Origin of the sequence: Methylobacterium sp. J-077 (genome assembly GCF_022829365.1) — a bacterium.
Lineage (GTDB): Bacteria > Pseudomonadota > Alphaproteobacteria > Rhizobiales > Beijerinckiaceae > Methylobacterium.
On the sequence record NZ_JAKSYJ010000090.1, the window covers coordinates 1 to 4,862 of the forward strand.

Annotated in this window: 5 protein-coding genes and 1 pseudogene; 2 read left to right on the forward strand and 4 right to left on the reverse strand. The window is 64.1% G+C overall.

Annotated features, from left to right (window positions below; all coding sequences use genetic code 11):
• Window positions 1–132 precede the first annotated feature (132 nt).
• Window positions 133–354, reverse strand: a pseudogene (locus tag MKL11_RS06655) (transposase); the annotation flags it as partial.
• A 176-nt stretch (window positions 355–530) separates the two neighbouring features.
• Between MKL11_RS06655 and MKL11_RS06660 the strand changes: the two are divergent.
• Window positions 531–1,289, forward strand: coding sequence for a sulfite exporter TauE/SafE family protein (locus tag MKL11_RS06660; protein WP_243941484.1), 759 nt, complete (start codon window positions 531–533; stop codon window positions 1,287–1,289).
• 461 nt (window positions 1,290–1,750) lie between these two features.
• Here MKL11_RS06660 and MKL11_RS06665 read toward each other — a convergent pair whose 3' ends face one another.
• The 3 genes from MKL11_RS06665 to MKL11_RS06675 form a co-directional block, all read right to left on the reverse strand.
• Window positions 1,751–2,464: an aspartate/glutamate racemase family protein gene (locus tag MKL11_RS06665; protein ID WP_243941486.1), complete on the reverse strand. Its 714-nt coding sequence runs from the start codon at window positions 2,462–2,464 to the stop codon at window positions 1,751–1,753.
• 59 nt (window positions 2,465–2,523) lie between these two features.
• A complete protein-coding gene (locus MKL11_RS06670) occupies window positions 2,524–3,420 on the reverse strand; it encodes a LysR family transcriptional regulator (RefSeq protein ID WP_243941488.1) in 897 nt (298 codons plus the stop codon).
• A 295-nt stretch (window positions 3,421–3,715) separates the two neighbouring features.
• Entirely contained in the window at window positions 3,716–4,312 is a 597-nt protein-coding gene (locus tag MKL11_RS06675; protein WP_243941490.1) for a recombinase family protein, read from the reverse strand.
• Between the two features lie 148 nt (window positions 4,313–4,460).
• On the opposite strand from MKL11_RS06675, the gene MKL11_RS06680 reads away from it, so the two are divergent.
• A partial coding sequence (locus MKL11_RS06680) for a helix-turn-helix domain containing protein (protein ID WP_243941492.1) occupies window positions 4,461–4,862 on the forward strand: 402 nt, incomplete at its 3' end.

Here is a 4,862-nt window from a genome sequence, read left to right on the forward strand (position 1 = left end):
TGAAGTATGGCTTTTGAGCCGACAGAGGACGGAACCGATGGCCCAACGACCCAAGCCCGAGGAGATCGTGAGCAAGCTGCGTCAGGTCGACGTGCTGGTCTCACAAGGACAGAGCGTCGCCGCTTCGATCAGGGCGATCGCCCGCCTGAGACGTTGGTTCTCCGTCTCAAGATCCTTCATCCGCGTCACTTGATCCGATTTCAGGCTGCCGTACTCCTTGCGCCAGCGATAGTACGTCACCTCGGTCACGCCGATCGCCCTGATCGACGCGGCGACGCTCTGTCCTTGTGAGACCAGCACGTCGACCTGACGCAGCTTGCTCACGATCTCCTCGGGCTTGGGTCGTTGGGCCATCGCTTCCGTCCTCTGTCGGCTCAAAAGCCATACTTCAGGGCGGACCACTCCCAAGGGGGCCGATCAAGGCATGCCTTTGGGACTACCCCCTCCCGCTACCAGCTTGCCTGAGAGCGGTCACAAACGTTCCAGACATCTCGTCTCGCAGCCATCATAGCTCGCGCTGGAGGTGAGCGATGGACTGGATGATGGCGATGTTTCTTTTTGCGGCTGGAGTGGCTGGGGGTGTGATCAACGCGGTGGCCGGAGGGGCAACGCTCATCACCTTTCCGGCTATGCTCCAAGTCGGCCTGCCTCCCGTGATCGCCAATGCTTCAAATGCCGTGGCAATCCTGCCAGGTCACCTCATCGCTGCCATCGCGGATCCAGGACGATGGCCGCCGCTTAACTCACGCCTTGCCTGGCTGGCTGCCGCATCCCTTTTTGGAGGCATGTCCGGCGCGCTTCTCTTGCTCTGGCTTCCTGAATCCCTATTCACGGTTCCAGTACCGGCTCTCATCGCGTTTGCGACACTCCTCTTCGCGTTTGCACCAACAATCCAAGCTCGCCAGACGAAACGCGGTCTCAGGCCCATCGCAGCGCTGACCGGCCCTGCGATGATCGGCGCGGCTTCCATCTACGGCGGTTTCTTCGGTGCGGGGCTCGGTGTCATCCTAACTGCGCTTTTGTCAATTATTGTTAGCCAAGATATTCGCACGGTTAAAGTACTAAAAAATCTACTTGCGACTATTGTTGGCGTCTCATCCACGGTAATATTTATTGCTCAAGGCGTAATAAGTTGGCCGCAAACTTTCATCATGCTGCTGGGAGCGCTTGTAGGCGGATTTATGGGAGGTTATCTGATTAAAATTTTGCCAACCGAATATGTTCGGCGTGTAGTGATTGTTGCGGGATGCTTGATGTCCATAACATATGGGATTAAATATTGGACTTAATATAAAAATCTGACATGCCCAGTTCCGTAAGCCTTCATGGCGAATGTCCGTTCCAGAGGACGATAAAGACGGGCTTCAACGACCGGGTTGGGTCGAGGCTGTGTCAAAACCCGAATGTAATCGGCCGCCGCAGCAAATTCTTCCGCAAATGAGTGTGACACCGGTCTAGCGAACCTTGTGTCACTCCCAGACGGCCGATCTGGGGATCGCTTACGATTAATGCGGGGTGTTTTCTTCTACGAGCTCGCAATTTCCTCGAGTTTTGACACAGCCTCGGTCGGAAGCGGAAGGCCGCTAAGGGTGGGGAGCGGGCTTGGACCCTTTGCCCTTATGCAGACGTTCTGGTTCCAACCCGACCCGGTCGTAGAGCGCCCAGTCGAAGTCTACCCGATCAGCTTGGTCAGGCTTCCGGGTGCCACGCCCCTATGGACATCGAGGAGGTCTCACCACCAGAGGCGGGTTCAAGCGGCGAGCGCTGGGGTCGAGACAGGTGCTTCTGCCTTGCAAGCGCGGATACAGGCACGGGCGAGCGCTTCTGTGGCATCCACCAGCTTCGTCCGCAATTCCCCTTCGACTGTGGCGAGCGCCACCGGGATCTCAGTGCAGGCCATCACGACGTCGCTACAGCCAGCGGCGACTAGCGCCTCAGCCTGCGCGCGGAGGATCTCCGTCGCTTGGGCGAGTTGCCCAGCCTTCACCAGACGGATCGCACGCATCACCTCTGCCTGGCCCCCCGCGTCGGGAGCCCGGCTGAATAGCCCCTTCTGCGACAGGCGCTCCTGGTAGAGGTGGCCCTCGATGGTGCTGGTCGTCCCCAGCACCCCGACGCAGTCCCCCTGCCGCGACGTCAACTCGGAAGTGACCGCATCCACTATGTGCAGGATGAGGATCGGCGTCTCGGACTGCAGGGCGCAGTGCCACAGGTGCGCGGTGTTGCAGGGGATGGCGATGCAAGTTGCCCCTGCCGCCTCGAGCCGTCGCAGGGCGTCGCGCATAGCAGGCAGCGGGTCAGCGCCCTGACCACGAAGCGCAGCGTTCCGGTCGGGGATGTTTGCCGCTGAGCAGACCACCATCGGGATGTGGTCTTGGTCGCAGGCAGCCGGGGTGTTCCGGACGACCTTCGCCATAAAATCGACGGTCGCCATCGGACCCATCCCACCGAGAACGCCAAGCATCGTGACCTCCTGTCTTTCGGGCACGATGCGTGGCGCGCGCTCGGGGGGCCAATGCCGTGTCAGTCCGACCTATTCCAATCCCGCATAGTTTCGTCGGCCAGCGCCCCGGCGGCTTGCCAGACCGCCGACACAGCAGCGCGCCGATGCCCGGCGTTCCGGTACAGGCGCACTTCGAGCGGCATCGCCTCGTTCGTAGCGATCAGTATGCCGGCCGCCAGCTCGCGGGCGACGAGGCTGAGCGGCAGCCATGCCAGCCCATGTCCCTCGATGACCATGAACTTCAGCGCCTCGGCCATGGCGTTCTCGTTGACGTGGGTGACTGCGGCAGGCGGCTCATCCACCCGGGCCTGCGCGAAGACCGAGAGGCGGCCGAGTAAGGAGTTCTGTGCGTAGCCGAGGCGCGGCAACGCCTCCTCCGTAGCCTGTGCCCCGCGCACGGCCACGAGACTGTCCATCCCAACAACGCGGTGGGGGAACTGCTCCGGATCTAGCAGGACAGGCACGCTCGCATGGTGGAAGGTCAGCAGGAAATCGTAGCCCCCCTCGACCACCGCCTGGATGCAGGTGTGGAATTCGTCAGGGAGTAGGCGGCTGCTCAGGGGGCCGGTTCGCACCTCAATCTGCCGGAACCAGCCCGGGAAGAAGCTCAGGGCGAGAGTGTGGAGCGCGGCGACCGCCACGGTCTGCTGGTTCGGTCGAGCGCTGGCCTGCAGGGCGGCGCGGCTACCATGCAGCATCCGCACCGCCTCCTCGGCCGTTTCGCGGAACTCCCGCCCTGCCGCCGTCAGCGAGGTCGGATACGTGCTGCGGTCGATTAGGGCGACGCCCAGCCACGTCTCCAGCGCCTGGATCCTGCGGCTAAACGCGGACTGCGTGACGTGACGCTCCTCGGCCGAGCGCGAGAAGTTGCCGGTGCGGGCGAGACTGGCAAAATCTTCAAGCCATTTCAGCTCCATGATCGTGCCAGCCTATCGACGCCACTCAGCGAGCGCCAGCAGATCGACGGAAGCCGGATCGGTGGTCGGCAAATGGGCGATGGAGCGACCCGAAAGCGGACAATCGCAAACCCACCCATCCCGCTCGTAGACCGCTGCCACACCGTGCAGCCTACAAGCAGACGTTCCCGGCTTCTGCAATGGGTCTATTGTGACTTTGATCGCTAATTGGCACTGATTATCAGGGGTTTCTGTCACTCGGGGCCGGGGATGCCGGCAGGGTGCGGTGCCGCGTCGATCGTGATGAGGCGTCCGCTCAGGCTGCCGCGACGGTGGGCGTGGCCGGCTGACGCCCCAGGGTTCGATAGACGGTCGGCCGGGAGATCGAGAACAGCTCGGCCAGGTCGCTGATCGCGTAGTTCCCGGTGTCGTACATCCGGCGCAGTTCCCTCTGCTGGCGGTCCGAGAGCTTGGGCTTCTTGCCGCGCAGCTTCCCTTTGGCCCGGGCGACCGCCATGCCCTCGCGCGTGCGCAGCCGGATCAGGTCCGCCTCGAATTCGGCAAACGTCGCCAGGATGTTGAAGAACAGCTTGCCCATCGGGTCGACCGGGTCGTGCACGCTGGCGCCGAGCTGGAGCTTCACCCCCCGGGCGGCGAGCGCGTCCCCGATCGCGCGTGCGTCCGGCACGGAGCGGGCGAGCCGATCGAGCTTGGGCACCACCAGGGTGTCGCCGCTCCGGACCGCCGCCAGCGCCTGATCCAGGCCCGGGCGGGCCCGGTTCGTCCCGGTGAAGCCCTTGTCGGTGTAGATGCGCTCAGGCGTCACCCCGAGTTGGAGCAGCGCCTGACGCTGGGCGGCGAGGTCCTGCTTGTCGGTCGAGCAGCGGGCGTAGCCGATCAGCACGTGCGTCATGGACCGGATTGTAACGTACGGGGTCCCCTCACCGCAATTTTTATCGTACCACTCCATTGAGACGCAGCCCGCGCAGGCTGATCAAGGCTCCGCGGGTGGATCGGCTCGGTGTCCGCTGAACGATCCCCTTGCGGACAGGAGCAATGGGATGGTCGCTCGCCAGGATGGGGCTGACGCCGCCGACCCGGCCCTGGCCGGCCGGCTTGTCGCGCTTCGCCCCTACCTCGACGGCGAGGTGGCGCTGACGGTGGTCGCGGCCGAGCACGGCATCGCGCTTCGCACCGCCCGGCGCTGGGTGGCCCGCCTGCGGGCGGGCGGCCCCGCCGGCCTCGGACGCAAGCCGCGTTCGGATACCGGCCGGCGCCGCCTCGCCCCGGACCTCGTGGCCCTCGTTGAGGGTTGGGCGCTAACCCGGCCCCGCCTGTCGATCGCGACGATCCATCGCCGTGCGTGCGAGGTGGCCCGGACGCGCGGGTGGCCTGGGGCCTCCTACGCGAGCGTCCATGCGATCGTCACTGGCCTCGATCCGGCCCTGGTGACGCTGGCCTTG